General features: G+C 73.2%; 25 protein-coding genes, 1 pseudogene and 1 riboswitch. Of the genes and pseudogenes, 13 read left to right on the top strand and 13 right to left on the bottom strand.

Annotated elements, in window-relative coordinates; genetic code table 11:
- Positions 1-80: 80 nt before the first annotated feature.
- Complete coding sequence (locus ACFYML_RS02015) at positions 81-1,400, bottom strand: aminotransferase class V-fold PLP-dependent enzyme (RefSeq protein ID WP_387418819.1); 1,320 nt, start codon at positions 1,398-1,400, stop codon at positions 81-83.
- A gap of 49 nt (positions 1,401-1,449) precedes the next feature.
- Positions 1,450-1,570: riboswitch (SAM riboswitch) on the bottom strand.
- Between the two features lie 23 nt (positions 1,571-1,593).
- Between ACFYML_RS02015 and ACFYML_RS02010 the strand changes: the two genes are divergently transcribed.
- Entirely contained in the window at positions 1,594-3,078 is a 1,485-nt protein-coding gene (locus ACFYML_RS02010; RefSeq protein WP_387418818.1) for a PrsW family intramembrane metalloprotease, read from the top strand.
- Between the two features lie 152 nt (positions 3,079-3,230).
- Here ACFYML_RS02010 and ACFYML_RS02005 read toward each other — a convergent pair whose 3' ends face one another.
- Entirely contained in the window at positions 3,231-3,398 is a 168-nt protein-coding gene (locus ACFYML_RS02005; RefSeq protein ID WP_387418817.1) for a hypothetical protein, read from the bottom strand.
- Between the two features lie 76 nt (positions 3,399-3,474).
- Positions 3,475-3,822 (bottom strand): GroES family chaperonin, encoded by a 348-nt coding sequence (locus ACFYML_RS02000; protein ID WP_387418816.1) that lies wholly within the window; start codon positions 3,820-3,822, stop codon positions 3,475-3,477.
- Positions 3,823-3,995: 173 nt separating this feature from the next.
- Between ACFYML_RS02000 and ACFYML_RS01995 the strand changes: the two genes are divergently transcribed.
- The gene (locus ACFYML_RS01995) at positions 3,996-5,267 is read left to right on the top strand and encodes an AI-2E family transporter (RefSeq protein WP_387419011.1); all 1,272 of its coding nucleotides are present in this window, start codon (positions 3,996-3,998) and stop codon (positions 5,265-5,267) included.
- 98 nt (positions 5,268-5,365) lie between these two features.
- Here ACFYML_RS01995 and ACFYML_RS01990 read toward each other — a convergent pair whose 3' ends face one another.
- On the bottom strand, positions 5,366-7,552 hold the full coding sequence (locus tag ACFYML_RS01990) for an ATP-dependent DNA helicase (RefSeq protein ID WP_387418815.1): 2,187 nt from the start codon (positions 7,550-7,552) through the stop codon (positions 5,366-5,368).
- An 84-nt stretch (positions 7,553-7,636) separates the two neighbouring features.
- Between ACFYML_RS01990 and ACFYML_RS01985 the strand changes: the two genes are divergently transcribed.
- Positions 7,637-8,143: a DUF402 domain-containing protein gene (locus tag ACFYML_RS01985; RefSeq protein WP_387418814.1), complete on the top strand. Its 507-nt coding sequence runs from the start codon at positions 7,637-7,639 to the stop codon at positions 8,141-8,143.
- 6 nt (positions 8,144-8,149) lie between these two features.
- On the opposite strand, the gene sigJ is transcribed toward ACFYML_RS01985, so the two are convergent.
- Positions 8,150-9,106 (bottom strand): RNA polymerase sigma factor SigJ, encoded by a 957-nt coding sequence (gene sigJ / locus ACFYML_RS01980; protein WP_387418813.1) that lies wholly within the window; start codon positions 9,104-9,106, stop codon positions 8,150-8,152.
- A 240-nt stretch (positions 9,107-9,346) separates the two neighbouring features.
- Between sigJ and ACFYML_RS01975 the strand changes: the two genes are divergently transcribed.
- From ACFYML_RS01975 to ACFYML_RS01965, 3 genes are all read left to right on the top strand, one after another.
- Positions 9,347-10,321, top strand: coding sequence for a PPK2 family polyphosphate kinase (locus ACFYML_RS01975; RefSeq protein WP_387418812.1), 975 nt, complete (start codon positions 9,347-9,349; stop codon positions 10,319-10,321).
- Between the two features lie 143 nt (positions 10,322-10,464).
- Complete coding sequence (locus ACFYML_RS01970) at positions 10,465-11,091, top strand: DUF47 domain-containing protein (RefSeq protein WP_073837884.1); 627 nt, start codon at positions 10,465-10,467, stop codon at positions 11,089-11,091.
- Positions 11,092-11,095: 4 nt separating this feature from the next.
- Positions 11,096-12,100, top strand: a complete 1,005-nt coding sequence (locus ACFYML_RS01965) for an inorganic phosphate transporter (RefSeq protein ID WP_073837885.1) — start codon at positions 11,096-11,098, stop codon at positions 12,098-12,100.
- Positions 12,101-12,142: 42 nt separating this feature from the next.
- Here ACFYML_RS01965 and ACFYML_RS01960 read toward each other — a convergent pair.
- Positions 12,143-13,110: pseudogene (locus ACFYML_RS01960) on the bottom strand (Gfo/Idh/MocA family protein).
- 70 nt (positions 13,111-13,180) lie between these two features.
- Here ACFYML_RS01960 and ACFYML_RS01955 point away from each other — a divergent pair.
- On the top strand, positions 13,181-14,008 hold the full coding sequence (locus ACFYML_RS01955; protein WP_387418811.1) for an NUDIX hydrolase: 828 nt from the start codon (positions 13,181-13,183) through the stop codon (positions 14,006-14,008).
- A gap of 65 nt (positions 14,009-14,073) precedes the next feature.
- Here the strand turns inward: ACFYML_RS01955 and pstB are convergent, their stop codons facing one another.
- The 7 genes from pstB to ACFYML_RS01920 form a co-directional block, all read right to left on the bottom strand.
- Positions 14,074-14,850 (bottom strand): phosphate ABC transporter ATP-binding protein PstB, encoded by a 777-nt coding sequence (gene pstB / locus ACFYML_RS01950; RefSeq protein WP_387418810.1) that lies wholly within the window; start codon positions 14,848-14,850, stop codon positions 14,074-14,076.
- Positions 14,851-14,870: 20 nt separating this feature from the next.
- The gene (gene pstA / locus ACFYML_RS01945) at positions 14,871-15,959 is read right to left on the bottom strand and encodes a phosphate ABC transporter permease PstA (RefSeq protein WP_387418809.1); all 1,089 of its coding nucleotides are present in this window, start codon (positions 15,957-15,959) and stop codon (positions 14,871-14,873) included.
- Entirely contained in the window at positions 15,956-17,041 is a 1,086-nt protein-coding gene (pstC, locus tag ACFYML_RS01940; protein WP_387418808.1) for a phosphate ABC transporter permease subunit PstC, read from the bottom strand. Before pstC ends, pstA begins: the two co-directional genes overlap by 4 nt.
- 44 nt (positions 17,042-17,085) lie before the next feature.
- Entirely contained in the window at positions 17,086-18,189 is a 1,104-nt protein-coding gene (pstS, locus tag ACFYML_RS01935) for a phosphate ABC transporter substrate-binding protein PstS (protein WP_387418807.1), read from the bottom strand.
- A 341-nt stretch (positions 18,190-18,530) separates the two neighbouring features.
- Positions 18,531-19,457: a mycothiol synthase gene (mshD, locus tag ACFYML_RS01930; RefSeq protein ID WP_387418806.1), complete on the bottom strand. Its 927-nt coding sequence runs from the start codon at positions 19,455-19,457 to the stop codon at positions 18,531-18,533.
- Between the two features lie 66 nt (positions 19,458-19,523).
- Positions 19,524-20,369 carry a polysaccharide deacetylase family protein gene (locus ACFYML_RS01925; RefSeq protein ID WP_387418805.1) on the bottom strand — a complete coding sequence of 282 codons (846 nt, stop codon included), beginning with the start codon at positions 20,367-20,369 and terminating at the stop codon, positions 19,524-19,526.
- A 172-nt stretch (positions 20,370-20,541) separates the two neighbouring features.
- Positions 20,542-21,255: a response regulator transcription factor gene (locus ACFYML_RS01920; protein ID WP_357443449.1), complete on the bottom strand. Its 714-nt coding sequence runs from the start codon at positions 21,253-21,255 to the stop codon at positions 20,542-20,544.
- 251 nt (positions 21,256-21,506) lie between these two features.
- Here ACFYML_RS01920 and ACFYML_RS01915 point away from each other — a divergent pair, with 251 nt between their 5' ends.
- The 6 genes from ACFYML_RS01915 (at position 21,507) to ACFYML_RS01890 (ending at position 26,191) form a co-directional block, all read left to right on the top strand.
- Entirely contained in the window at positions 21,507-22,553 is a 1,047-nt protein-coding gene (locus ACFYML_RS01915; RefSeq protein ID WP_387418804.1) for a hypothetical protein, read from the top strand.
- Between the two features lie 113 nt (positions 22,554-22,666).
- Positions 22,667-23,452 carry a DUF2993 domain-containing protein gene (locus ACFYML_RS01910; RefSeq protein WP_387418802.1) on the top strand — a complete coding sequence of 262 codons (786 nt, stop codon included), beginning with the start codon at positions 22,667-22,669 and terminating at the stop codon, positions 23,450-23,452.
- A 148-nt stretch (positions 23,453-23,600) separates the two neighbouring features.
- Positions 23,601-23,678 carry an Ms5788A family Cys-rich leader peptide gene (locus ACFYML_RS01905; RefSeq protein ID WP_311202345.1) on the top strand — a complete coding sequence of 26 codons (78 nt, stop codon included), beginning with the start codon at positions 23,601-23,603 and terminating at the stop codon, positions 23,676-23,678.
- A gap of 204 nt (positions 23,679-23,882) precedes the next feature.
- Entirely contained in the window at positions 23,883-24,731 is an 849-nt protein-coding gene (locus tag ACFYML_RS01900) for a sulfurtransferase (protein ID WP_387418801.1), read from the top strand.
- Between the two features lie 5 nt (positions 24,732-24,736).
- Positions 24,737-25,078 (top strand): DUF1416 domain-containing protein, encoded by a 342-nt coding sequence (locus ACFYML_RS01895; protein WP_387418800.1) that lies wholly within the window; start codon positions 24,737-24,739, stop codon positions 25,076-25,078.
- A gap of 267 nt (positions 25,079-25,345) precedes the next feature.
- Complete coding sequence (locus tag ACFYML_RS01890) at positions 25,346-26,191, top strand: hypothetical protein (RefSeq protein ID WP_387418799.1); 846 nt, start codon at positions 25,346-25,348, stop codon at positions 26,189-26,191.
- Positions 26,192-26,224: the final 33 nt, after the last annotated feature.

Genomic DNA, 26,224 nt, shown 5'->3' with positions numbered 1-26,224 from the left:
TGCACCGAAAGAGTGGCCATCCGGTAGCGAATAGCCAGGCTTTCCCCGTTAGTGAGCACCGCTCCGGTGGCGGGTGGCGGTCAGGGGAGGGTGGCGAGGGCGGTGAGGAGGGCGTCGACGTCGGCGGGGGTGGTGCCGAGGCCGAGGCTGGCCCGCAGCGCGGTCGGCGGCAGATCCCGCCGGCCGCTGCGCGCCGCCGCCTCGGCGAGCAGCCGCCGGGCCAGCGGGTGAGCACAGAAGAGCCCGTCCCGCACCCCGATCCGGTGCTGGTCGGCCAGGTGGGCGGCCACCTCGGCCGAGTCCCGTCCGGCGACCACGAAGGAGACGATGCCCACCCGGGGCGCGTCCGGCCCGAAGGTACGCAGCTCCACCACGTGCGGCAGGGCTGCGATCCCGGTCCGCAGCCGGGTCAGCAGCGCCTGCTCCCGGGCGTGCAGCTCGTCCCGGTCCGCCTCGGTCAGCGCGGCGCAGACCGCCGCGAGGGCCACCGCGCCCAGCAGGTTCGGGGTGCCCGCCTCGTGCCGGGCCGGCCCGTCGGCCCAGCGCACCTCGTGGGTGGCCGCGCCGACGTGGCTGGTGGCCCCACCGCCGACGAGGTACGGCGGGGCCGCGTCCAGCCAGCCAGCGCGCCCGACGAGGACGCCCGCGCCGAACGGGGCGTACAGCTTGTGCCCGGAGAGGGCCAGGTAGTCGACGTCCAGCGCGGCCAGGTCCACCGGGACGTGCGGGGCGAGTTGGGCCGCGTCCACCAGGATCCGGGCGTCGTGCCGGTGGGCCACCCGGGCGAGCTCGGCCACCGGCCAGCGCTCCCCGGTCACGTTGCTCGCGCCGGTCACCGCGACCAGCACCGGCAGGCCCGGCCGGGTTCCGGCGCCGACCCGGGGCTGCCCGGCCTGCACAGCCGTTCCCGCGCTGCCCCGCCGCAGCTCGGTGAGGGCGGCGTCGAGGGCGCGGACCGCCTCGGCGGGGCTGGCCGGCACCGGCAGCCGGACCGAGCCGCGCGGCCAGGGGAGCAGATTGGCGTGGTGCTCACCGGCGAAGGTGACCACGGTGGTGCCGGCCGGCAGCGCCCGGGCCAGCAGGTTGACCGCGTCGGTGGTGTTCCGGGTGAAGATCACGTGGTCGTACGGGCGGGCACCGAGGAAGTCGGCGACCGTCTGCCGGGCCCGCTCGTAGGCCAGGGTGCAGCGCCGCGACAGCGCGCCGGCGCCGCGATGCACGCTCGCGTACCAGGGCAGCAGCTCGGCCACCGCGTCGGCCGCGGCCCGCGCGCACGGCGCGCTGGCGGCGTAGTCCAGGTTGATCTCCCCGGGTACGCCGAGCACGCCCAGCGGATCCGGCCGGCTCGACGCCGGCAGCGTGGGCAGTGTGGGCAGCGTGGGTACGACGGTGACGGTCATGCCGGAACCTCCCGGGTCCAGGGGACCCCGGGGTGGGCTACCGGGACGGGGTCCGCGCTTGCCCAGCACGCGGTTCGGGCTGGGCCCGGTCATCACCCGGGGCACCCCACCGCGAACTCGACGAGGGTTGCCGGCCAGCAAGCCGGGGCTTGACGCTGGCGCTCGTGACCTGCCCGGCAGCATACCGGGCCCGATGCGGCCGGACCAGAGGTCCACGGGTGACTACGCTGACCGCATGGCCGACACCCCGCCCGGCGGCGCCCTGCCGCCGCCGCCGTCCGCGCCCGCCCTCCCGCCGCCAGGGTCGTCGACCCCCCGGATGCCGCTGCGCCGGCTCGGCTGGCGGCGGATCCTGGCGCTCGCCGCGGTGGTGCTGCTGATCGCCGCCGGCGCGGTGTTCATGGTCTTCACCCTCGGCGAGAGCCTGGGCGCCGAGGCCCTGCTGGTCGGCGTCGTCGCGGCGATCCTGCCGGTGCCGGTGCTGGTCTCCTGCTTCCTCTGGCTGGACCGGTACGAGCCGGAGCCGCTGAAGTATCTGATCTTCTGCTTCGCCTGGGGCGCGTTCGTCTCCACCGCCATCTCGCTGCTGGTCAACGAGACCGGCGCCCGGCTGTTCAAGGACTGGGGACTGCCCGAGGCGCTGACCGCGGTGCTGGTCGCCCCGTTCATCGAGGAGTTGACCAAGGCGGCCGGGCCGATCCTGCTGCTGATCTTCCGCCGCCGGGAGTTCTCCGGGATCACCGACGCGCTGGTCTACTGCGGGCTCTCCGCGATCGGCTTCGCCATGGTGGAGAACATCCTCTACCTGGGCGGATACGGCTACCGCACCGGCGTCGAGGAGTACGGACCGGCCACCGGCGCGCAGCAGGTCATCGCCATCTTCATCGTGCGGATCCTGCTCTTCGGCTTCGCCCACCCGCTGTTCACCTCGATGACCGGGGTGGGGCTGGGCGTCGCCGCCCGCACCGCCGACCGGCGGATCCGCGTCCTCGCCCCGATCGCCGGCCTGCTGCTGGCGATGATGCTGCACGGCACCTGGAACCTGCTGCCCTCGCTGGCCGTCGCCACCGGCCAGCCGATCATCGTGCTGTACGGCTACATCGGCGTGATGGTGCCGATCTTCTTCGGCATGGTCGGGTTGGCGGTCTGGCTGCGCGCCTGGGAGGGGCGGCTCACCGAGCGGACCCTGCCGGACTACGTCCGGGCCGGCTGGCTCACCCCGCCCGAGGTGGCGGCGCTGGGCAGCCTCGGGCGGCGGCACGCCGCGCGTACCTGGGCCCGGCGGGTGGCCGGCGACGGTGGGCTGAAGGCGATGCGGGGCTACCAATTCGCCGCCACCCGGCTGGCGCTGCTGCGTGACGGGATGCGTCGCGGGCTGGACCGGAAGCCGGCCGAACGGGAGCGGACCCGGCGGGAGGAACGGGAGTTGCTGGACGCGATCGCCGCGTACCGGTCGTTCTTCGTGGGGCGGGATCCGCAGGCCCCGGTCGGCGTCTGGGACGGGCAGCACTACCACCTGCGGTTCCCGGACGGCTCGCAGCGCCCGGTGGCGGCTCCGGACGAGCCGGTGGTGCCGATCCCGGTGGTGCTGGCCCCGCCCCCGGCCCAGCCGCCCCCCTACGGCCCGCCCGGCTGGTACGGCCACCGACCGGCCGCGCCCTGGCCCCCCGGGGCCTGACGGCCCGCCCGGCTGGTCCGGCACCCGGTCTCCGCTGCCGGCCGCGCCCTGGCCCCGGCGCCTGACGGTCGGCCCGGCTGGTCCGGCACCCGATCTCCGGTGCCGCCCCGTCCTGGCCCCGGCGCCTGACGGTGGCGGCACGGCGGGGAGGGTCAGGTCATCAGGCCGGTGAGGAAGTCGCCGAGGCCCTGGGCGATGGCCATCAGGAGGGCGCCGATCGACCTGAACAGCTGCGCCGCGCCGTCCGGCCGGAACGCCATGAAGAAGATCAGGAAGCCGACCGCTCCCACGATCAGCAGCTTCTTCACGAATACCGGCATGGTCCCTCCCCAGGGCGCTGGTGCTTGCCTGGCTTCCCAGGAGGAAGCGGTGCAAACGGCGCTCCGGAGCGGGCGGCTACAGGTAGAGGCCGGTCGAACCGGTCGACTCGTTCTCCACCCGCTCGGCGGCGACGGCGTGCACGTCCCGCTCGCGCATCAGCACGTACGCCCGCCCGTGCAACTCCACCTCGGAGCGGTCGTCGGGGTCGAAGAGCACCCGGTCGCCGGCGACGATGGAGCGCACGTTCGGGCCCACCCCCACGGCGACAGCCCAGGCCAGCCGCTTGCCCACGGCCGCGGTGGCCGGGATCACGATGCCGGCGGTGGACCGGCGTTCACCCTCGCCGCCCTCGGTACGCACCAGCACGCGGTCGTGCAGCAGACGGATCGGCAGGCCGGAGTCGAGGTTCTGGTCGACGGTCACGCGAAGACGCTACCGCGTGCCCCCTGGGCGACCGTCGGCGTGGTTGATCGGCGCGGGACAGGGGCAATGTGTGGCGAACTCGCCCTAGGGTGGGGCGGACGGACGTATCCTGTCCGCCCTGTGTCGTGGGCGGACCAGACTTGCGGGAGGTGCGCTTGAGCCGCTTCGAGCGGATGCGCAGACGGCTCCGCCGTGCGTACGAGTCCGGCCGCCAGTCGGCGCGGGCCGACCGGATCGACCCCGACGACGCGCCGGGGGAGTCGGCGGTGGCCTCGCCGGGCCCGGCCGCCCCTGCCCCCGCCCCGACGGCCGGGGTGGCCCCTCCGGCGGCCCTGCACAACTCGACCACCAGTCGGGACGACGCGGACGTGCCGCACGCCCTGCGGATCGCCGCGGCCTGGTCCTGGCGGTTGATCGTGATCGGCCTCGTGGCCTGGGCACTCCTCAAGATCGTCGGCACGATCCGCATCGTGATCATCCCGCTGGCGATCGCGCTGCTGCTCTCCGCGCTGCTCGCCCCGGCGGTCGGCTGGCTGCTCAAGGTCCGCTTCCCACGTTCGCTGGCGACCGGGGTGGTGCTCGTCGGCGGCCTGGCCGCGGTGGTCGGCACGCTGACCCTGGTGGTGAACGAGTTCATCGCGGGCGTGCCGGAGCTGAGCGACAAGTCGTCGCAGGGCGTCCGGCAGATCCAGAGCTGGCTCAAGACCGGCCCGCTGCACGTGTCCGACAGCCAGATCAACCACTACATCGACGAGGCGCAGAAGTGGATCAGCGGCAACTCCAAGACGTTCACCACTAGCGCCCTCTCCACGGCCGCCACCCTGGCCGAGGTGCTCACCGGCACCATCCTGGTGCTCTTCGCGACCTTCTTCTTCCTCCGCGACGGCAACAAGATCTGGCGGTTCCTGGTCCGGCTGCTGCCGGTGGCCGCCCGGTGGAAGGTCGACGACGCCGGCCGGGCCTCCTGGGCGACGCTGGGCGCGTACGTCCGGGCCACCGTGCTGGTCGCCTTCATCGACGCGGTCGGCATCGGGATCTTCCTGGTGATCTTCAACATCCCGTTCGCGTTCCCGCTGGCCGCGCTGGTCTTCCTGGGGGCGTTCATCCCGATAGTCGGAGCCGCGCTCTCCGGCGGGGTGGCCGTGCTGGTGGCGCTGGTCGACAGCGGCCCGGTCACCGCGCTGATCATCCTGGGCGCGGTCATCGGCGTGCAGCAACTGGAGGGGCACGTGCTCCAGCCGCTGATCATGGGTCGGGCGGTGGCCATCCACCCGCTCGCGGTGATCATCGGGATCGCCGCCGGGGTGGTCCTCGCCGGCATCGCCGGCGCGCTCGTCGCGGTGCCGCTGATCGCGGTGCTCAACACCGCGATCCGCCGGCTCGCCGCCCGGACCGTCCCGGACACCCCACCGGACGCCGTGGTGGTCGCCTCCCAGGCCCCCTGACGCGCGTCCCCCGGCTCGATCCACTCCCGGTGCGGCCAGCGCGCGGACCGTCGGAACCGCGCCGGCCGCACCCGGAGTGGCGTCAAGGCCGGACGGGGTCAGGACTTGCCGAGGCGTTCCAGCGCGCCCCGGGCCACGTCCGGGCGGGTGGTGTACCAGAACGGCGGCAGCGAGCGTCGCAGGAACGGGCCGTAGCCGCGGGCCGTCTCCAGCCGGGAGTCGAGCACCGCCACCACCCCGCGGTCGCCGGTCGCCCGGATCAGCCGGCCGACGCCCTGGGCCAGCCGGATCGCCGCGATCGGCACGCTGACCGCCGCGAAGCCGGAGCCGCCGCCGGCGTCCACCGCCGCCGCGCGGGCGGCGGCGAGCGGCTCGTCCGGCCGGGGGAAGGGCAGCCGGTCGATCACCACCAGCTGGCAGGCGTCACCCGGCACGTCCACCCCCTGCCAGAGCGACATCACCCCGAACAGGCAGCTCTCCCGCTCCTCCCGGAACCGTCGGACCAGCAGCGGCAGCGCCTCCTCGCCCTGGAGCAGCACGGGCAGGTCGGTCCGCGCGCGGAGCAGCTCCGCCGCCTGCTGCGCGGCCCGCCGCGAGGAGAAGAGCCCGAGGGTACGCCCACCGAGCGCGCCGACCAGCGCCAGCAGTTCCTCGCCGGCCGCCTCGGGCAGCCCGGAGACGCTGGGCCGGGGCAGGTGCGCGGCGACGTACAGGATGCCCTGCCGGGCGTAGTCGAACGGCGAGCCGACGTCGAGCGAGCGCCAGCCGGGCCCCTCGGTGGCCGGCACCGTCCCGACCGCGGCCCGGCTCCCCGGAGTGCTCGCCACCGGCGCGGTGGCGGCCCCGGTGCGGCCGGCAGCGGCCGCGCTGGCCAGCGCGGCGGCGGCCGGGGAGGGCGGGGCGGGCGGCGGCGCCTCCAGCCCCAGCGCCCGGGCCACCGTGTCGAACCGGCCGCCCAGCGCCAGCGTCGCCGAGGTGGCGACCACGGTGCGCTCGTCGTACAGGTGGGTGGCGAGCGTGCCGGCGACCGAGAGCGGCGCGACCACCAGGGCCCGCCGGCTGCCGTTCTCCGGCTTCTCCACCCAGGCGACGTCGTGGTCGGCCTCCTCCAGCAGCCGCTGCGCGGTGGTGGAGAGCTCGTCCAGCACCGCCTTGGCCTGCTGCTTGCGGACCGGGTCCGGGTCGTCCGACTTGATCTCGCCGATCGCCTCCAGCGCGGCCCGGGTCGCCGCGTCGAGCAGCGTGCACGCCTCCCTGAGGGGCGGCGGCAGGCCGGCGGTGAGCCGCCCGGCCGGCGCCTCGGCCAACCCCACCGCGAGGGCGTCGCCCGCCTCGGTGAGCCGCTCGGCGACCTCCGGGCGGAGCAGTGGCCGGGCCCGGCGGGCGGACCGGTCGATCAGCTCCGGGACCAGCTCCGCCTGGGCGGCGGACGACACCCGGTCGGCCAGCTCGTGCGCCTCGTCGACGACCAGCAGCTTGTGCGGCGGCACGATGTGCCGGCCGGCCAGCATGTCGACGGCGAGCAGGCTGTGGTTGGTCACCACGATGTCCGCCTCGCGGGCCCGAGCCCGCGAGGCCTCGGCGAAGCACTCCTGGCCGAACGGGCAGCGGGTGGCGCCCACGCACTCCCGGGCCGGCATCGAGACCGACCGCCACACCTGGTCGTCGACCCCCGGGTCGAGCTCGTCCCGGTCGCCGGTGGCGGTCTCCTCCGCCCAGTCGCGCAACCGCTGCATCTGCTTGCCGAGCCGGCCCGCCTCGCCGAGCCACTTCGTGCCCCCGCCGGGCCGGGGCGTGTCGAAGAGGGTGTCTTCCGGCTCCTCCTCGACCGAGTTGTCTAGCCGGGCCAGGCAGAGATAGTGGTGCCGGCCCTTCAGCACCGCGAAGGTGGGGCGGCGGCCGAGCAGCGGCTCCACCGCGTCGGCCAGCCGGGGCAGGTCGTGGTCGACCAGCTGGGACTGCAACGCCAGGGTGGCGGTGGAGACCACCACCGGGCCGTCCACGGCCAGCGCCGGGGCCAGGTACGCCAGCGACTTGCCGGTGCCCGTGCCGGCCTGCACCAGCAGGTGCTCGCCGGAGGCGATGCTCCGCTCGATCGCCTCGGTCATCTGCTGCTGACCGGGCCGGGTCGCGCCCCCGGGGACCGCGCCGACCGCGGCGGCCAGCAGTTCGCCGCCGCCGGGCCGGGTGCCCCGACGTTGCTTTCTGACGGCGGGACCGGTGGCGGCAGGGGGCGGGGTCACCGTGCGACCGTACCCGCCGCCGCCGACAGCGGTCCCGCCCATCCGGCGCGTGGCGCGATCCGGCCGGGTCGCGTCCGGTTACCTGCCGATCGCGTCGCGTGGCCGGAATCGGTTAGGGTGCCAGTCATGCCGAGCGACGTGGTCCGCGTGATCTACCGCAAGTACGACGGCAGCGCCCACCGCGACTACCCCGCCCGCCGGCTCGCCGAGGACGACCTCGGCGTCTGGCTCGGCGTACCGGCCGGCACCGGATCGGTCTACCACGGCCGGCCCTCGGTCGAGCAGATCCCGTTCGTCCTGCTGGTGCCCCGGCACGCCTGGTGGACCGGGATGTTCAACCCGCCGCCGCGGACCAGCGAGGTCTACTGCGACATCGCCACCCCGGCCCGCTGGCAGGGAGACGAGACGGTCCACCTGATCGACCTCGACCTGGATGTGGTGCGCCGTCGCGAAACCGGCGTGGTCGAGCTGCGCGACGAGGACGAGTTCGCCGAGCACCGGGAGCGGTTCGGCTATCCGGACGACCTGGTCGTCGAGGCCGAGGCGGCCGCCCGCTGGCTCTTCGGCGCGCTCGGGGACGGCACCGAGCCGTTCGCCACGTCGTACCGGAAGTGGCTGGCCCTGGTGGTCTGAGCCGGCTCACGAGTGCGGCGGCCAGCCGGTCTGCGCCCCCACCGCCGGCAGCTGGGCCACCTTCTCCGGATTGAGCTGGTTGAATACGCCCGTGATCCGGCCGTCGTGCACCGCGAACGAGGTGACCACGCGGATCGGCCGCCCGTCCCGGAACACCGTCTCCGCCTGCCAGCCGAGCGCGCCGTCGACCAGCACGGGTCGGGCGAGGACGCGGTCGCCGTACCGGCTCGCCTGACCGAAGAGCCCGAGGACGAACCGGGCCACCGCCTCGGGGCCGACCACCGGCCGGCGGGCCGCCGGGAAGTGCCCGCCGCTGTCGCCGATCAACACCACGTCCGGGGCGAGCACCTGGACCAGCCGCTCCAGCTCGCCGGACTCCGCCGCGGCGATGAACGCGGCGAGTACCCGCTGCTGCTCGGCGAGGTCGGCGGTGTGCCGGGGAACATCCGGCGCGGCCACCGCCCGGCGGGCCCGGGAGGCGAGCTGCCGAGCCGCGACGGTCGTGGTGCCGAGCACGTCCGCGACCGTGGCGAACGGCACGGCGAAGACGTCGTGCAGCACGAACGCCACCCGCTGCTCCGGGCTCAGCCGCTCCAGCACCACCAGCAGGGCGGTGCCGAGCTGGTCGGCGCGGACCGCCCGCTCGGCCGGGTCGGGGGCGAACCCGTCCGCCGCGGGCACGTCGGTCACCACCGGCTCCGGCAGCCACTGACCGGGGTACGCCTCCCTGCGTACCCGGGCGGAACGGAGCACGTCCAGGCAGATCCGCGAGCAGGTGGTGGTCAGCCAGCCGCGCAGCTCGCGGATCTGGGCGCGGGCGGCCGGATCGGCGAACGCGCCCGCGTAGCGCAGCCAGGTCTCCTGGACGGCGTCCTCGGCCTCGCTCCGGCTGCCCAGCATCCGGTGGGCGACCGCCATGAGATGGCCGCGCTCCGCCTCGAACTCCGCCGCCAGGTCCGTCACGGCCGCTCCCTCCCGTCGGAGACCACATTCTCCCCATACCTCTGGACGACCCACCGCCCCGAAACGTGACAGGTTCGCTGTCCCGCCGCGTCCCGCCCGCCCTGTCCTCGGCCAAGATCCGCAACTTCACGGGCCCTCGGCAGCGCTGTTGCCCCTGGACGCTGTCTGGATCTTGATGCGGGCGCGGGGCCGCGGGGCGCTCGGGAGGCGGGGATGGGTGAGGTGGGTGAAGATCGAGGGATGAGCGGAGTCGATGAGGTGGTGCGGCCCGCGGGCGGCCCGATGCGGGAGCTGCTACGGGTGGCGCCGGGTGGCCGGGCCGTGGACCTCGCGGGCATCGATCCCCGGTCGACGCCGGGGCTGCCTTCGGCGGCCGGGAGCGGGCGCGGGCCCAAGGAGTGGGCCCGTAGGCAGGTCGAGTTGCTCGGTGTGGCGCTCGGCCGCCAGCAGGAGATGCTGTACGCCGAGGCGAAGGGCGCCGCCGGTCCGGAGGCGCCGACCAGCGCCCCGACCCAGGCCGGCGCCCACCTGGGCGGGCGCCGCCCGCGCCGGGTGCTGCTGGTGCTTCAGGCCATGGACTGCGGCGGCAAGGACGGCACGATCAAGCGGGTGGCCGGCGCGATGAACCCGCTCGGCCTGCACATCCGCTCGTTCGGCCCGCCCACCGCTGAGGAGTCGCGGCACGACTTCCTGTGGCGGATCCGGCGGGCCCTGCCGCCGCCCGGGTACGTCGGGATCTTCAACCGTTCGCACTACGAGGACGTGCTGATCGCCCGGGTCGAGTCGCTGGTCGACGAGGCCACCTGGCGGGGGCGCTACGACGCGATCAACGCCTTCGAGCGGGAGCTGACCGACGACTCGGTCACCCTGGTGAAGGTGATGCTGCACATCTCGTACGCCGAGCAGGGCGAGCGGCTGATGGAGCGGCTCACCGACCCGACGAAGTACTGGAAGTACAACCCGAGCGATCTCGACACCCGGGCCTGCTGGGACGACTACCAGGCCGCGTACGCCGAGGCGCTGCAGCGGTGCGGCACAGACGCCGCGCCCTGGTTCGTGGTGCCGGCGGACCGGAAGTGGTACCGCGACTGGGCGGTGGCCCACCTGCTCCGGGAGACGTTCGACGCGCTGGATCTGGGGTATCCGCCCGCCGATTTCGACGTCGAGCGGGAGCGCGACCGGTTGCGGGGTGAGGGCCCGAGAAGGTCAAGATGAACGGAAGGTGAACGAGCGGTAAATCACCCCTGACCAGGGGTGGGCCGAAGGATGCCCCGTTACTCCGGGTACTTAGCATGCGCAGAGCGGACGCCCTTTCGGGGCGACGGCCACCCTTCCACCGACACGACGAGGTCCGTGCTGTGAAGTTTTCCTTCCGTCCCACCGAGGGCGCCTTCTACGAGCTCTTCACCAGGGCCGCGCAGAACCTGGTGCGGGGTACCGAGCTCCTGAACGAGTTGGCGCTGCCCGGCGTTGACGTGCAGTCGGTCAGCGAGCGGCTGACCGAGGTCGAGCACGACAGCGACCAGATCACCCACGAGCTGTTCAAGAAGATCAACTCCACCTTCATCACCCCGTTCGACCGGGAGGACATCTACCGTCTGGGCTCGCTGCTCGACGACGTGATGGACCACCTGGAGGCGGTCGGCAACCTGCTCTACCTGTACGGCCTGACCAAGCTCCCCGCCCTTCCGCGCGAGCTGCACGAGCTGGTGAACGTGCTGGACCAGCAGGCGAAGCTGACCGCCGACGCCATGCCGCAGCTGCGGTCGATGAAGAACCTCGAGGACTACTGGATCGAGTGCAACCGCCTCGAGAACGACGGTGACCAGGCGTACCGGATGCTGCTCGTCCGCCTCTTCTCCGGCGAGTACGACGCGCTGACCGTGCTGAAGATGAAGGAGGTGGCCGACGAGCTGGAGGCCGCCTGCGACGCCTTCGAGCACGTGGCCAACACCGTCGAGACCATCGCGGTCAAGGAGTCCTGATCCCGTGACTCCCGAACTCATCGCCGTGCTGGCGGTGATCGTGGTCGCCATGGCGTTCGACTACACGAACGGCTTCCACGACGCGGCCAACGCGATCGCCACCAGCGTCTCCACCCGGGCGCTGACCCCCCGGGTCGCCCTCGCCCTGGCTGCCGTCGGCAACTTCGTCGGTGCGCACTTCGGCGCCGGGGTGGCCAAGACGGTTGGCGACGGCCTGGTCACCCTGCCCACCGGGGTGACCAGCCTCGGGGTGGTCTTCGCCGGCGTGCTCGGTGCGATCGCCTGGAACCTGATCACCTGGTACTTCGGCCTGCCGTCGTCCTCCTCGCACGCCCTCTTCGGCGGCCTGGTCGGCGCCACCCTGTTCGCCGCCGACGGCGTCGTGCAGTGGGGCAACATCATCGACAAGGTCCTCATCCCGATGGTGCTGTCGCCGGTGGTCGGCCTGATCCTCGGCTTCCTGGTGATGCTGGCGATCCTCTGGCTCTTCCGGAAGGGCCAGCCGGCCAAGCTCAACCGGGGCTTCCGCTGGGCGCAGACCGCCTCGGCCGCCGCCATGTCGGTCGGTCACGGCATGCAGGACGCCGCCAAGACCATGGGCATCATCGTGCTGGCCCTCTACACGGGGGGCTACCAGTCCGACAAGACCCACATCCCGCAGTGGGTGTTCTGGACCTCGGCGGCCATGCTGGCGGCCGGCACCTACGCGGGTGGCTGGCGGATCATCCGTACCCTCGGCCGCAAGATCATCGACCTGGGCCCGCCGGAGGGCTTCGCCGCCGAGACGGTGGCCAGCGCCGTGCTCTACTTCAACGCCCTGGTGCTGAAGGCCCCGATCTCCACCACTCACACGATCACCTCGGCGATCATGGGCGTGGGCGCGACCAAGCGGCTCTCCGCGGTCCGCTGGAACGTGGCCGGCAACATCGTGATCGCCTGGATCATCACGTTCCCGGCGTCGGCGGCCATCGCCTGCCTGGCGTACCTGCTGGTCCGCCCGCTGTTCTGAGGCTGACGTGGGGAGGGCTCCCGGCCACCGGGCCGGGGGCCCTCACGCGTAGGCGACGCCGATCCGGGCCCGGAGGTCGTCCAGCAGGGCCATCACCTCCAGGGTGGCGGCGTGCGGCACCAGCGGGCTCTCGATCAGCCCGGCGGCCAGGCAGCGCTGCACCTCGACGGCCTCGTGCTGGTAGCCGCCGCCGGTCAGGTCCGCCGGGACGGACTCCGGCTCGGCGCCGGGCCGGTGCAGCACCGCCGCGCTCGGCCGGTAGAACGGCTCGGGCAGATCGATCCGGCCGGTGGTGCCGGTGATCGACGCGGTGATCGCGGTGGCGCCGATCATCCCGCAGCTCAGCATCGCCACGGCGCCGCTGTCCCAGCCGAGCACCAGGCCGGTGTTCTCGTCCACCCCCTCGGGGCTCAGCTTCGCCCAGGCGTGCACGTGCTGCGGCACGCCGAGCAGCAGGTGGGCCAGGCTCACCGGATAGACCCCCAGGTCGAGCAGGGCGCCGCCGCCCAGCGTCCGGGCCCGCATCCGGTGCTCCGGCGGGAACGGCCCGGCCAGGCCGAAGTCCGCCCGTACGTGGGTCACCTCGCCGATCGCCCCCTCCGCGACCAGCTGACCACCCGCAGGATCAGGGGGTTGGTCCGCATCCACATGGCCTCCATGAGGAAGCGGCCGCGGCCGCGGGCCGTCTCGACCAGCTCGGTGCTGGTCGCCAGGTCGAGGGTGCACGGCTTCTCCACCAGCACGGCCTTGTCGCCGGCCAGGCAGGTCATGGCCGCCTCGTGGTGAGCGGCGTGCGGGGTGGCCACGTAGATGACGTCCAGGTCCGGGTCCGCAGCCAGGTCCGCCCAGGAGGCGTACGCCCGGGGCACGCCGTGCCGGGCCGCGAACAGTTCCGCGCTCTCCCGGGTACGCGAGCCGACCGCCACCAGCTCCGCCCCCGGCACCAGCCGCAGGTCCTCGGCGAAGCGACCGGCGATCTGTCCGGTGGCCAGGATTCCCCAACGCGTCATGGCGGCACGCTATCCCGCTCTCCCGCGCCGCCGGAGAATCGATCCACTGATCGGGAACTAGGCTCGCAGGATGACCAGCCACGGTTTCGCCGCACCTCCCGCCCTGGTGGAGCACGCCCGCCGGTTCCGCGCCGAGGGCGGCGTGCCGGCCGTGCCCCGGGTCGCGGCCACCGTGCTGCTGCTCCGCCCGGCCGGCCCCGACTTCGAGGTGTACGTCATCCGCCGGGTCGCCGCGATGGCCTTCGGCGGGGTGTACGCGTTTCCCGGCGGCGGGGTGGACCGCTCCGACTCGCAGGCGCACCTGGACTGGGCCGGCCCCGAGCCGGCCGAGTGGGGTGGCCGGCTCGGCCTCGCCCCGGACGCCGCCCAGGCGGTCGTCTGCGCCGCCGCTCGGGAGGTCTTCGAGGAGGCCGGCGTGCTGCTGGCCGGTCCGGACGCGGCGACCGTGGTGGGCGACGTGAGCGGGGACGACTGGGAGGCCGCCCGGCAGGACCTGGTGTCCCGCCGGACCGGCTTCGCCGACCTGCTGGCCGGCCGCCGGCTCACCCTCCGCTCCGACCTGCTGCTGCCGTGGAGCCGCTGGGTCACGCCGGAGTTCGAGCCGCGCCGCTTCGACACGTACTTCTTCGTGGCCCTGCTGCCGGCGGGGCAGCGGACCCGGGACGTCTCCGGCGAGGCCGACCACACCATGTGGATCCGCCCGGCGGAGGCCCTGGCCCGGGCGGAGGCCGGCGAGCTGACCATGCTTCCGCCCACCCTGGTCACCCTGGCCCAGGTCGCCGCCGCCGGAGACCTGGCCGGCGTGGTCCGGGCCGCGGCGACCCGCGACCCAGCCACGCCGGTGACCCCCCGCCTCGACCTCCCCGAGACCGGCGAGCCCCGCTTCCTCCTCGACTGACCCGGGTACGCCGAGGGGCGCCGGTCGAGGTCGACCGACGCCCCTCGCGGGCCGGGATCAGCGGCTCAGCCGAAGCGGCCGGTGATGTAGTCCTCGGTCTTCTTCACGCTCGGGTTGCTGAAGATCTTCTGGGTGTTGTCGTACTCGATCAGCCGGCCCGGGTCACCGGTCTTCTCGATGGAGAAGAAGGCGGTCCGGTCCGACACCCGGGCGGCCTGCTGCATGTTGTGCGTGACGATGATGATGGTGAACTTGTCCTTGAGCTGGAACATCAGGTCCTCGATGGCCAGCGTGGAGATCGGGTCGAGCGCCGAGCAGGGCTCGTCCATCAGCACCACCTGCGGCTCGACGGCGATCGTGCGGGCGATGCAGAGCCGCTGCTGCTGACCGCCGGAGAGGCCGGCGCCCGGCTTGCCGAGCCGGTCCTTCACCTCGTCCCACAGGTTCGCCGACCGGAGCGCCCTCTCGGCCGCCTCCTCCAGGATCGACTTCCGCTTCACCCCGTTGAGCCGCAGCCCGGCCACCACGTTCTCGAAGATGCTCATGGTGGGGAACGGGTTGGGCCGCTGGAAGACCATGCCGATCATCCGGCGGACCGCGGTGACGTCGACGTCCCGGTCGTAGATGTCCTGGTTGTCGATGGTCAGGCTGCCCTCGACCCGGGCACCCGGCAGCACCTCGTGCATCCGGTTGATCGACCGGAGGAAGGTGGACTTGCCGCAGCCGGAGGGGCCGATCAGGGCCGTCACCGTCTTCGGTTCGACAGTCAGGTTGATGTTCTCGATCGCCTTGAAGGCGCCGTAGTAGGCGGTGACGTTGGTGGCTTCGATGCGCTTGGCCATGGTGGTGGTACCTCCGGGATTCATCGGCCGAGCCGGTTGCGGCGGGCCAGCAACTTCGCCGCGACGGTCAGGATGAGGACGAGGGCGACCAGGGTCAGCGCTGCGGTCCACGCCCGCGCCGGCGAGTACTTCGAGGCCTCGCCGGCCTGCTGGTAGACGAAGAGAGCCAGCGACGACTGGTTGTTCTCGAACGGGTTGAAGTTGATCGCCGCGCCGCCACCGGCGACGAGCAGCACCGGGGCGGTCTCACCGGCGGCCCGCGCGATGGCGAGCATCACACCGGTGACGATGCCCGGCAGTGCCGTCGGCAGAACAACCCGCAGGATGGTCTTCCACTTCGGCACGCCGAGCGCGTACGCGCCCTCGCGCAGCGGAGCCGGGACGAGGCGGAGCATCTCCTCGCTGGAGCGGACCACGGTGGGCAGCATGAGCACGCTCAGCGCCAGCGCGGCGGCGAAGCCGGAGAAGGTCGGCCGGCCGTCGTTGAACCACGGCGAGACGATCAGCACCCAGAAGGCCAGCACGAACAGGCCGGTGACGATCGACGGGATGCCGGTCATCACGTCCACGAAGAAGCGGATGGTGAAGGCGAACCGGCCCCGGCCGTACTCGACCACGTAGATCGCGCAGAGCACGCCGAGCGGGACGGTGATCAAGGTGGCGATGCCGACCTGCTCCAGCGTCCCGACGATGGCGTGGTAGGCGCCGCCGTTCGCGTCCCGGGCCCCGATGTTGTTCATCGAGGTGAGGAAGAAGTTGGCGTCCAGCCGCTCGGCGCCCTTGCTGACCAGGGTCCAGACCACCGAGGCCAGCGGCAGCACCGCCAGCACGAAGGCGGAGTGGATCAGCGCGCTCCAGGTCCGGTTGCGGGCGGACCGGCGGCCCTCCACCGCGTTCGTGGCGAGGTAGAGGCCGGCCAGGTAGAGCAGCGCGCCGACGACCACCACCAGGACCGGGCCGCCGATGCCGGCGCCGTACACGATCCCGGCGGCGACCAGCAGGGCCACGACGGCGATGGCGGGCGCGGCGTACCGCGGGAGCCGCTTTGCCCGCAGCGTGACCGGCTGGGCCGGGGGCTGCGGGCGGTGGGAGGTGACGGTGGTGGTCATGCGGCCGACTCCGTGAACTCGCGGCGGCGGTAGATGATCGCGCGGGCAGTGATGTTGACGATCAGCGTGATCGCGAAGAGCACCAGGCCGGAGGCGATCAGGGCGCCTCGACCGGTGTCGTTCGCCTCGGCGAACCGGTTCGCGATGTTCGCGGCGATGGAGTTGCCGCCGCTCTGCAGGATGTTGAACGAGATGGCGTACGTCGAGCCGAGGGTCAGCGCCAGGGCGATGGTCTCGCCGAGCGCGCGGCCCAGGCCGAGCATCACGGCGGCGATCACGCCCGGCCGACCGTACGGGAGGACAGCGGTCCGGACCATCTCCCAGCGGGTGGCGCCCAGGGCGAGGGCGGCCTCCTCGTTGGCCGTCGGGGTCTGCCGGAAGACCTCGCGGGAGAGCGAGGTGATGATCGGCAGCACCATGATCGCCAGCACCATCGAGCCGAGCAGGATCGAGCTCCCGTACGGGCCGTCACCGAAGATCGGGATCCAGCCGAAGTAGCGGTTGAGCCAGGCCGACAGGTCGGCGACCGGCTGGGCGAAGTACTCCCGGCCCCAGAGCCCGAAGACCACGCTGGGCACGGCGGCCAGCAGGTCGATCAGGAAGCCGAGGCCGTTGCCGAGCCGGCGGGGGGCATAGTGCGAGAGGTAGAGGGCGATGCCCAGCGCGACCGGCACCGCCATGAGCAGCGCCAGCGCCGAACTGAGCACGGTGCCGAAGGCGAGCGCGCCGATGCCGAACTTCGGCGGGTTGTCGTTCGGGAACCAGCCCTCGAAGGTCCAGAAGGACTCGGTGTTCGCCCGCAATGCCGGCACGGCCTTGGCGATCAGGAAGATCGCGATCGCCGCGATGACGACCAGGACGGCGGTGCCGGCGGCCAGGGTCAGGCCACGGAACGCCCGTTCCGCGCCGAAGGCCCGGGCCCGGGGCAGCGCCCCGCCGCCGCCCAGGCCGGGTTCGCTGTTACCGGGGATGCCGGAGGTCTCGGCCACACGCGCCGAGGCACCGGCAGGCCCCTCGTGGCTCGTGGCCACGCGGGTCCCGCCGGTGCCGGCGTGCGCCGAGCGGTGAGGGGTATCACCCATCTGCTCGCTCGCTTCGTATCGAGAAGGTGGTGTCGGTCAGCGGGTCAGGCGAGGCTCTTGACCGCGGTCTCGACCTTGGCCCGGACCGAGTCCGGCAGCGGGGCGTAGCCCAGCTCGACCAGGTCCTGCTGGCCCTCGGCGCTGGCCGCGTGGGTCAGCAGGCCCTTGACCAGCGGCAGCTTGTCGGCGGCGAGGCCCTTGCTGCAGACGATCTCGTAGGTCACCAGGACGATCGGGTACGCCCCGGCCTCCTTGGTGTTGTAGTCGATCGACATCTTGAGGTCGTTGCCCTGGCCCTCGATCTTGGCCCCGGCGATGGCCTTGCCGGCCGAGTCGGCGGTGAGCTCGGCCCACTCGCCGGCGCCGTTCTGGACCTTGGCCTTCTTCAGGCCGGAGTTCTCGGCGTACGACCACTCGACGTAGCTGATGGTGCCCTCGGTGCTCTTGACCTTGCTGGCCACACCGTCGGACTTGGCCGCGCCGACGCCGCCCGGGGCCTTCCAGGCCTTGGCGTTGCCGAAGGTCCAGTCCGCCTCAGCGGTCTTGGAGAGGTACTTGGTGAAGTTGTCGGTGGTGCCCGACTCGTCGGAGCGGTGCACCGCCTGGATCGCGGTCGACGGCAGCTTGGCGTCCGGGTTGTCGGCCTTGATCGCCGGGTCGTCCCACTTGGTCACCTTGCCGGCGAAGATCTGCGCCAGGGTGGCCGGCTTGAGCTGGAGGTTGTCCACGCCGCCGACGTTGTAGACGATGGCCACCGGGCCGATCACCATCGGCAGGTTGAGGGCCTGGCCGCCGACGCACTTGGCGTCGGCCTGCGGCTGCTCCTCCGGCTTGAGGGCGGAGTCGGAACCGGCGAAGTCGGCGGTGCCGGCGATGAAGGCCTGGATGCCGGCGCCCGAACCGCTGGGCTCGTAGTTGATCGTGGTGCCCGCGCACTTCTGCTGGTACGCCTTGATCCACTCGGCCATCGCGTTCTTCTGCGCGGAGGAGCCCTGCGCGTTCAGGGTGCCCGTGGCGCAGTCGGCGGCAGCGGCGGAGCCGGAGGCGGCGGTGCCGCTCGGCGCGTTGTTGTCCGAGCCGCAGGCGCTGAGGCCGAGCACCGCGGTAAGTGCGAGGCAGGCGATGGCGCCGTGGCGCTGGAGCTTCACCTGAGGGGTTTCCCTTCACGTCTTTGTCAGGTCGCCCGGTCCGGGAGGCCGGGTGCCGGCGCTGACCGGCTGAAGATGAAGCTAGAAGTGCCAGGTAGACGGTTCGCCGGTCAGAAGTGAACGGAAGATGAACAGGCCCGCTCCGTGAAACGACGGCCCGCTGAGTACGTGTTGTCCATTACATGAACTGGCGGGGAGGTGTCCCCTTTATCGCCATACGTCGGGCGGGGCGTGATCGCCCCGGAACCTCCCCGTGACGGTCCCGTGATACGTCTCGTCCGGTCCTGAAGGCCGGCCGGCGAGGGGCATGGTGCCGGCCGCCGGCGTGGGCCGCGACGCGGTCAGCCGAGCTGGTAGTTGACGTGCGCGGACCAGCGGGCGAAGCCGAGCCGCTCGTAGAGGGCGACCGCGCTGGTGTTCGAATCGTCCACATAGAGCATGACCCGGTCCAGCCCGCGCCGGTCGCGGAGGTAGGCCAGGCCGGCGGTGGTGAGCGCCCGGCCGAGCCCGCCCCGGTGCGCGGCCGGGGACACCCCGAGCACGTAGACCTCGCCGATCGGGGCCGAGCCGGGCCGCTCGTGCACCTTGGTCCAGTGGAAGCCGAGCAGCCGGCCCGTGGACGACTCCACGGCGAGCAGGAAACCAGCCGGGTCGAACCACGGCTCGGCGAGGCGTACCCGCAGGTCCGCCGCGGTCCACCGACCCTGCTCGGGGTGCTCGGCGAAGGCGGCGTTGTTGACCGCCAGCCACGCCTCGTCGTCCTCGCCGGGGCGGAAGGCGCGCAGCTCGACCCCGTCCGGCAGCACCGGCTCGGGCAGGGCGGCGGCCAGCGGGCGGCGCAGCTGCCAGAGCACCCGGGCGCGGGTGAAGCCCAGGTCGACCGCGATCGCCGCGGCCGACGGGTGATCGCCGTGGGCCCAGGCGCGCAGCGGCCCGGAGGCCGCGGCCAGCACGCCCCGGGCCAGCGCCCGCCCGGTGCCGCGCCGCCGGTACGTCGGATGCACCACCATCTCCACCCCGATGCCGTTGGCCGGATCGGTCGTGTCGAGGTGGGCGTACCCGGTCAGGGTGTTGTCGGTGGCCCGGGCGGTGAGGTGCACGGCGGGCGCCGCCGGCTCCCGCAGCCGGAGCAGCACGTGCTCGTCGAGCGGGTCGGCGCCGTCCGCGTCCCCGGCGACGCGGGCCAGTGCCAGCACCTCGGCCACCTCGACCGGCGCCAGCCGGTCGGCGCGGACGACCCGGTCAGCGGTCGGCTCGGTGCTGCTCATGCCGTCACGGTAGCGGGCGGCGGGCCGCCGATCATCCCCGACGCGGGCACCGGCCCGTGGTGGTCCTCACGTGGTCCCGGTGGGCAGGGCCTCCAGTTGGAACCGGCGCAGCAGCTCGGGCAGCAGGTACTGCAGCGCCTCGACGGTGCCCGACCGGTCGCCGCCGGCGTCGTGCATCAGCACGATCGAGCCGGGCTCGGTCTGGGTCAGCACCGTCTCGGTGATCTGCGCCGCGCCGGGCATCTGCCAGTCCACCGGGTCCACCGCCCAGTGCAGCGGGACCATGCCCAGGTCCTCGGCGACCGACACCACCCCGGACGTCCAGGCGCCCCCGGGCTGCCGGTAGTAGTCGACCCGCGCTTTCGGTGCGGCCGCCCGGATCGCCGCGTCGGTCCGGAGCAGGTCGTCCCGGATCGTCTCCGGCGACCGGTCGCCCAGGCTCACGTCGTGGTTCCAGGAGTGGTTGCAGAGGGTGTGCCCCTCCGACACGATCGCCTGGACCAGGTCCGGGTGGCTGTCCACGTTCTCTCCCACCACGCAGAAGGTGGCCTTCACCCGGTACTCCCTGAGCAGGGCGAGCACCTGCGGGGTGTACTGCGGGTCGGGTCCGTCGTCGAAGGTCAGCGCGACCCGCGACGACCCGGTGGTGACCATGGCGCCGTACGGCCCGTCGCCGGCACCCGGCTGGCGGTCCCGCTTGGACGGGCTCGGGCTGGCGGACGGCGAGGGGGAGGGCCGGGTGGTGACGGGTGGCTGATCGGCGTAGTGCGTGGCGTTGACGTTGGCGGTCGCCCCGGTGGGCGGGGGTTCCAGTTGGGCCATCAGACTGTGGCCGATCGCGAACGCCGAGCCGAGCAGCGCGGCCAGCACCACGGCCACGGTCGTGACCCGGCGGATTGCCTTGGGCGACATCAGCGGCACCGCCCGTCGGGCTCGCTGTGTCGGCCTGTCGTCTTCTCCCTGATCCCCGTACGCACTGTGCCCCCCTTTGCCCGAATTTGTCTCAGACTAAATCCGGCCAAGGGGGCAAAAGGGTCAGAAGGGAGGAAGTCTCACGGAAGGGGGAAAATGGAGACGTTTCCGATCAGACGGGCAGCGGAGCGGGCTCCGACTCCGGCAGTGAGCGCGACGGCGGCACGACGAACTTGTAGCCCACCTGGCGTACGGTGCCGATCATCGACTCGTACTCCGAGCCCAGCTTGGCGCGCAGCCGTCGGACGTGCACGTCGACCGTCCGGGTGCCGCCGAAGTAGTCGTACCCCCAGACCTCGCGGAGCAGCTGGTCGCGGGTGAACACCCGGCCCGGGTGCTGGGCGAGGAACTTCAGCAGCTCGAACTCCTTGTAGGTGAGGTCGAGCGGGCGACCCTTGAGCTTGGCCGCGTAGGTGTCCGGGTCGATGGTGAGCTCGCCGGCCCGGATCGAGCCGCCGGCGCCGGCCGTCGCGTTGCTGAGTCGGCCGACCGCGAGCCGCAGCCGGGCCTCCACCTCGGCCGGTCCCGCCCCGGCCAGGATGACGTCGTCCACGCCCCAGTCGGCGTTGAGCGCGATCAGCCCGGCCTCGGTGACCACGGCGACCAGCGGCACCCCCAGCCCGGTGGCGTGCAGCATCCGGCAGGTCGCGCGGGCCTCGCTCAACTCGGAACGGGCGTCCACCAGGACGGCGTCCGGGGTCGGACCGGACACCAGCGTACGGACGTCGCGGGGCGCGGTCCGGACCGAGTGCGGCAGCAGGTCGAGCGCCGGCAGCACCGCCGATGGTTCCCCTGCGCGCGCGGTCACCAGCAGCAGGATCTCCACACGATCACCTCCGTCCCGGCGGCCTCGGCCGCGCGCGACCAGCGACACTCCCGGTTGCGGGTGGCGCTGCGAATTTGCGTGGGTCCCGGCGTCGCTGACGGGCGACTAACGGCTTGAGCGTAACGGATCGACCGGTCCGCGCTTCCGCAAGATTTCCCGTTTGCCTGATTTGCCCTCGATCGCGGCTCAGGTTTTAACGTTGCCGAAACCGTGACCTCCGCCGGAGCCGCCGGGTCTGGCACGATCGGGGCGTGTTTCCCTCGACCTCGCCGGAAACGGGCCGTGACCCGTGGGCCGACGACACGCGTCCGGGGCCGGCCGGCCCCTCCCGTGGCTACCCGCCGGGTCCGCGCACCGGTCCGGGCGACGGCGGGGAGCGGGGCGAGCGGACGGGCCCACGCCGGCTCCGCAAGGGTGGCCCGGGGCGGCGCCCGGACCCCGAGTCCGCCGACGAGGCCGCGGAGGAGGTGCCCGCGGTCCCGGTACGCCGGCCGCTGGCGCTGACCGTCGCGGGCTTCGCCGCGCTGCTCGGCGTCGGCCTGGTGCTCGGCGCGCAGACCGCCGGCCCGGGGCACCGAATGCCCTTCGCGTTCATCATCTTCGGCGTCCAACTGCTCTTCGTGCTCGCCTGGACGATGGCCATGCGCCCGCCCGCGCTGCTGGTGGTCGCGCTGGTCAGCGCCGGGATGGCCGCGGTCGCCGACGCCGCGGCGGTGCAGACGGAGATCGCCGGCCTGGCCCCGCTCGGGTACGCCGCCGCCGGTGGCTTCGTGCTCGGCGTGCTCGGCCAGCTCGTCCGCCGGGTGGACCGGGTCCGGGTGACCGACTCGCTCGGCAGCACCCTGCTGATCGTGGTGGGCGTGGTGGCGTTCGCCAGCCTGATCGTGCTCAGCCGGATCCCGAAGGGCACCCAGGCGATGACGGTCTGCCTCACCGCCACCGGCGTCGCGCTCCTGGTGGCCCGGCTGACCGACGCGGTGGCGCCCTGGCCCCGGCTCGCCCCCCAGGTGCCCCGGGGCGCCGCCGGCGTGGTCGCGGGCGCCATGCTCGGCACCCTGACCAGCGCGGTGTTCGGCAGCTACCTGGTCGGCTTCACCCCGACCAGCGCCGCCCTGGTCGGGCTGGTCACGGCGGCCACCGCCGTGCTGGCCGACCTCGCCGTCGGATACGCCGAGGCGGGCCGGCTGATGGCCGGCGAGCCGCCCACCATGTGGATCGCCCGCCACATGCAGGGGCCGCTGGGCGGCTTCGCGCTCGCCGCGCCGGCCGCGTACGCCATGTGCGTGCTCTTCCTCTGAGCGTGCGATTGGGGATTCCACGCCTCGGGTAAGTACCGTTGCGCCGCGAGACGGCGCGCGGCCGCGAGGGTCCCGCGCCGCCAGGCGGCGAACCGGCGAGGACAGGAGGCGGCGTGGCAGAGACGTACCCGGCGTACGAGGACCGGCCCCGGCGACGGGGCCGCAAGGTGCTGATCGGTTTCGTCGTCCTGCTGCTGGTCCTGGCCGGGCTGCTGGTGGTCGCCGACCGGGTGGCCGTCGGGGTGGCCGAGCGCGCCATCGCCGACCAGGTGCGGCAGGAGGTCGCCAAGCAGGACGTGCGGTCCGCGCCGCCGAAGGTCGACGTGGGCGGCTTCCCGTTCCTCACCCAGGTGGCCGCCGGCAGGTACCAACACATCTCGATCGTGCTGACCGACGTGCAGGGCTCCGTGCAGGGCGACGCGGTCAGCGTGCCGCGGCTCGACGTGGACGCCCGCAACGTGACGGCGTCGCTGGACACCCTCCGCTCGGGGCGGGGCGACGTGATCGCCGAGAGCGTCGACGGTCGCGCCACCGTCGCGTACGACAGCCTGGCGAAGATGCTCGACCGGCCGGGGCTCACCCTCGGCGAGCGGGACGGCAAGCTCACGGTCACCGCTCCGGCGGACATCCTCGGTGTGAAGCTCACCGTCCACGGCACCGCCGACCTGACGGTCGCCGACGGCAAGGTGGCGCTGCGGTTCAATCAACTGACCGCCGACGGCCTGCCGAACCTGCCGCTGGCGAAGACGTTGCTGGCCAACTACGCCAGGAGCATCTCGGTCAAGGTGCCCCTGCCGGCGCTGCCGTTCCAGCTCAGCGTCCGCAAGGTGGAACCGAGGCCGGAGGGCCTGGTGGTCACCGCCAACGCGCAGCACGTGCCGATCAACTCCGCCGGCTGACGGCTGGGCAGCGCCTCAGTCAACCGACGAATCCCTGCTCACGGCCCGACCATCAGTCGGGCCGTGGGCGTTCTGCGGGCTCGTGCCGCGTCCCGGATGCTGGTCGGACCGGTGGCGTCGGCCGGAGCGGCTGGTAGTCTCCCTCCTCATGGGGACGCTCCTCACCAAACGGCGCGCGGTCGACCTGTGCCGCGTGGCCACCTGCCTGTGTCGCCCCGTCATCTGACGGCGGGGCTGTCCTCGGCCGCCTAGCGGCCACCGGCACGCAGGGTCCGCGTATCCTCCGGTGTTCCCTTGATCGCCCGGCAGCGGCGCCGTCGCACGTACCCGTGATCCGTTCCTAGCTCTGGGTCCCGCGCGTGGTGCGACAACTACCGACTTCGATCTCCGCGCGCAGGCTCACCATCCGTCCTCACCAGGGAGTGATCTGATGAGTCGCGACACCGCACTCGTCTCGGCCGAGTGGGCCGAGAAGAACATCGACGCCCCGGGCGTCGTCTTCGTCGAGGTCGACGAGGACACGTCGGCGTACGACACCGGCCACATCGCCGGGGCGATCAAGCTCGACTGGAGGACCGACCTCCAGGACCCGGTGCGCCGGGACTTCGTCAACAAGGCTCAGTTCGAGGCGCTGCTCTCCGAGCGGGGCATCGCCAACGACGACGCCGTCATCCTCTACGGCGGCAACAACAACTGGTTCGCCGCGTACGCGTACTGGTACTTCAAGCTCTACGGCCACCGCGACGTCAAGCTGCTCGACGGCGGTCGCAAGAAGTGGGAGCTAGACGCCCGCCCGCTGGTCACCGACCGGGTGGAGCGCCCGAAGACGCAGTACGTCGCAAGCGCGCCGGACACCTCGATCCGCGCCTTCCGGGACGAGGTGGTCGACGCGATCGGCACCAAGAACCTGGTCGACGTGCGCAGCCCCGACGAGTACGCCGGCCGGCTGCTCGCCCCCGCCCACCTGCCGCAGGAGCAGGCCCAGCGGGCCGGCCACGTGCCGACCGCGATCAGCGTCCCGTGGTCCAAGGCGGCCAACGAGGACGGCACCTTCAAGTCCGACGACGAACTGCGCAGGATCTACGCGGACGCCGGGCTGGACGACAGCCGGGAGACCATCGCGTACTGCCGGATCGGCGAGCGCTCCTCGCACACCTGGTTCGTCCTGCAGGAGCTGCTCGGCCACCGGAGCGTGAAGAACTACGACGGTTCGTGGACCGAGTACGGCTCGCTGGTCGGCGTGCCGGTCGCGCTCGGCGACGAGCCGGGGGAGGCGTGATCGAGATGACTGTTCCCACCGCAGCAACGGCTCCCAGTGCCGCCGGTTGCGCCGCTCCGGACCAGGCCGCGCCGTTGCCGGCCAGCCTGGACCTGGAGAAGGAGACCGTCATCACCGGCCTGGTGAAGGCCGAGTCCGGTGAGGTCGTGCCGGGCGCGTACGTCCGGCTGCTCGACTCGACCGGCGAGTTCACCGCCGAGGTGGTGACCTCCCCGGCCGGCCAGTTCCGGTTCTTCGCCGCGCCGGGCACCTGGACCCTGCGGGCGCTCTCCCGACACGGCAACGGCGACACCGCCGTCGCCGCCGCCCGCGGGATCAACGAGGTGACCGTCACGGTCGCCGCCTGACCCACGCTCTGACCGGCCCGTGGCCCGTCGCCCTACCCCCCAGGGCGGCGGGCCACGGGTCGTTCCGGCGCGCTCCCGCCCGGCCCGGCCCGGCCCGGTCGGGTCGGGTCGGGTCGGGACCGATCGACTGCGGGTCGGCGCTGTGGTGGGGCGGCCGTGGGACACCACCAGCTCGGCGATCTGGCACCGCCAACCCGGCCGTGCTGGGCACGTGGGAGAGCGCACGCGGGTGGCGGTGCGGTCGCCGCCGCATGACACGATGGCCCGGTGAGTGGTGCTGTCCAGGCGGGCTACGCCCCGCCGACCCGTCCCGACCAGCCGGCCCCCGGCCGGCGTCGGCTGCGTTGGCTGGTGGCCGCGGCGGTGGCGTGGGCGGTGCTGCTCGCGGGGCTGACCTGGTGGTCGGTGCGCCATGACCCGCCGACCGTGAAGGAGCAGCGCAGCCTGGGCCAGGCGATCCCGGTGGTGGCCGGCGCGGTGGGGCGCCTGGTGGCCGCCGTGGACGGCGAGGCCTGGGAGTTGACCCCGGCCCAGGTGCGCCGGGGTTGCCGGGTCACCCCGCTGGCCGACGGGACGGCACTGACCCGGGGTCTGGACGTGCTGGTCGCCACCGGCGGCGAGCGGGCCCTGCTGGAGCGGGTGGCGCAGCGGCTGCCGGCCGACTGGCGGGCCGGGGTCCACGTCGAATCGGGCCGCCCCCGGTTGCGCGCCGACGCGGGGGAGTTCGTGGCGGTCGACGGGCGGGTGGTGGCCGACGGGCGGGTCCGGCTCTCCGCCGCGACCGGCTGCCGGCCAGCCGACACCGAGTACGCCGAACTGCTGCCTGGACAGGCCGTCGGGCCGGAGCTGACGGCGGCGCTGCGGGCGCTGGGGCGCGCCGAGCCGCCGGTCCCCGAGGTGGTCATGGTGCCCTGCCCCGCGGGCAAGGCCGCCCAGACGATCAGCGTGGTGGCCGGGGCCACGCCGGCGTCGCTGGCGCCACTGCGCCCGCTCGGCGCCGCCGTGGTCGACCGTCCCGACGGGTACGCGTACCGGACCGGGCGGGTCGTCGTGCTGGCCGACGCCACCGGTGACCGGCTCCGGCTGGCCGCCTCGACCGGCTGCGCCGGCTGACCCGTCCTGTTGCGGGCCGCCCCGGCCGGAGCG

Origin of the sequence: Micromonospora sp. NPDC007230 (assembly GCF_042869115.1) — a bacterium.
Classification (GTDB): domain Bacteria; phylum Actinomycetota; class Actinomycetes; order Mycobacteriales; family Micromonosporaceae; genus Micromonospora.
This window is presented reverse-complemented; position numbering and strand designations above follow the sequence as displayed.

Excerpts from the sequence above, each read along its gene's own strand:
- ACFYML_RS01985 (WP_387418814.1), top strand. The coding sequence starts at position 7,637 with ATGCCGAGCGACGTGGTCCGCGTGATCTACCGCAAGTACGACGGCAGC.
- pstB (WP_387418810.1), bottom strand. The coding sequence starts at position 14,850 with ATGGCCAAGCGCATCGAAGCCACCAACGTCACCGCCTACTACGGCGCC.
- pstC (WP_387418808.1), bottom strand. The coding sequence starts at position 17,041 with ATGGGTGATACCCCTCACCGCTCGGCGCACGCCGGCACCGGCGGGACC.
- ACFYML_RS01990 (WP_387418815.1), bottom strand. The coding sequence starts at position 7,552 with ATGGGCGGGACCGCTGTCGGCGGCGGCGGGTACGGTCGCACGGTGACC.
- ACFYML_RS01900 (WP_387418801.1), top strand. The coding sequence starts at position 23,883 with ATGAGTCGCGACACCGCACTCGTCTCGGCCGAGTGGGCCGAGAAGAAC.
- ACFYML_RS01895 (WP_387418800.1), top strand. The coding sequence starts at position 24,737 with ATGACTGTTCCCACCGCAGCAACGGCTCCCAGTGCCGCCGGTTGCGCC.
- ACFYML_RS01955 (WP_387418811.1), top strand. The coding sequence starts at position 13,181 with ATGACCAGCCACGGTTTCGCCGCACCTCCCGCCCTGGTGGAGCACGCC.
- ACFYML_RS01995 (WP_387419011.1), top strand. The coding sequence starts at position 3,996 with ATGCGCAGACGGCTCCGCCGTGCGTACGAGTCCGGCCGCCAGTCGGCG.
- ACFYML_RS01925 (WP_387418805.1), bottom strand. The coding sequence starts at position 20,369 with ATGTCGCCCAAGGCAATCCGCCGGGTCACGACCGTGGCCGTGGTGCTG.
- ACFYML_RS02010 (WP_387418818.1), top strand. The coding sequence starts at position 1,594 with ATGCGGCCGGACCAGAGGTCCACGGGTGACTACGCTGACCGCATGGCC.
- ACFYML_RS01975 (WP_387418812.1), top strand. The coding sequence starts at position 9,347 with ATGAGCGGAGTCGATGAGGTGGTGCGGCCCGCGGGCGGCCCGATGCGG.
- pstA (WP_387418809.1), bottom strand. The coding sequence starts at position 15,959 with ATGACCACCACCGTCACCTCCCACCGCCCGCAGCCCCCGGCCCAGCCG.
- mshD (WP_387418806.1), bottom strand. The coding sequence starts at position 19,457 with ATGAGCAGCACCGAGCCGACCGCTGACCGGGTCGTCCGCGCCGACCGG.
- ACFYML_RS02015 (WP_387418819.1), bottom strand. The coding sequence starts at position 1,400 with ATGACCGTCACCGTCGTACCCACGCTGCCCACACTGCCCACGCTGCCG.
- ACFYML_RS01905 (WP_311202345.1), top strand. The coding sequence starts at position 23,601 with ATGGGGACGCTCCTCACCAAACGGCGCGCGGTCGACCTGTGCCGCGTG.
- ACFYML_RS02005 (WP_387418817.1), bottom strand. The coding sequence starts at position 3,398 with ATGCCGGTATTCGTGAAGAAGCTGCTGATCGTGGGAGCGGTCGGCTTC.